2 protein-coding genes are annotated in these 972 nt (G+C 41.0%); both read left to right on the forward strand.

Translation table 11 applies throughout. The features are described 5' to 3' along the window. A partial coding sequence (locus tag LD28_RS22460) for a DNA cytosine methyltransferase (RefSeq protein WP_162182401.1) occupies positions 1-445 on the forward strand: 445 nt, incomplete at its 5' end. 7 nt (positions 446-452) lie between these two features. Then, a partial coding sequence (locus LD28_RS22465; protein ID WP_193354313.1) for an ATP-binding protein occupies positions 453-972 on the forward strand: 520 nt, incomplete at its 3' end.

Genomic DNA, 972 nt, shown 5'->3' on the forward strand with positions numbered 1-972 from the left:
CGTCACAAGCACCCTACTTTTTAACGAAAAACCTCGAGACGATAGAGATCCGTTACAGATATCTATGAATCATACTCCCTATATGGTTGAGCGATTCTCTATGACACCAATCAATGGAGGTCGGTATGACATCGATTTTCGTTTGCCATGCCATTCTGATGGCTATCGCGGACATGGTGATGTATATGGAAGAATACGGTTGGCACAACCGGGACCAACAATTACAACTGGATGCTTCAATCCTTCTAAGGGCAGATTTTTACATCCATGGGAAAACCATGGCATAACGTTGAGGCATGCAGCTCGATTTCAGACATTTCCTGATGACTACATTTTTTCAGGTGGGATCATAAGCCAAGGTAAGCAAATTGGTAATGCAGTCCCAGTCTTGATGGGCAAGGCTTTACTAAGTTCATGTTTAGATATTCTTAAAGCAAACGGATGATCCTCGTATGCAGAGTCAAATATTAACATTTCGAGCACGAGCCAGAACAATTGAACACTTGGGAAAGGGGCAGATTGCTGATTGCCCAACAGCAGTGAGTGAATTGTGGAAAAACTCATACGACGCTTATGCACGCGACGTATCATTATTTACCATCGATAGTGAGTGCCCATGTGGGGCCCTCATTGATAACGGATGTGGGATGTCTCTTGAGCAACTAATAGACAGCTGGTTGATTGTTGGTACTGACTCTAAAAGTAGAAAGAACACCCTTAATTCGAGTGAACGTTTTGGTCTCGATGTTAGAAAAACTCAAGGTGAGAAAGGAATTGGTAGATTATCAGCGGCCTTTTTATCTCCAGTTACATTTTTAGTAACGAAGAAAAACACTACTAATTTTACAGCCCTATTAATTGACTGGCGTTTATTCGAGAATCCTTATTTATCATTTGAGGATATACCGATTCCTTCAAGTGAGTTCGAGTCACTTGATAACATAGGTACTGTTTTTGAAAGCCTAATAAATG

Origin of the sequence: Aeromonas finlandensis, assembly GCF_000764645.1 — a bacterium.
Classification (GTDB): domain Bacteria; phylum Pseudomonadota; class Gammaproteobacteria; order Enterobacterales; family Aeromonadaceae; genus Aeromonas; species Aeromonas finlandensis.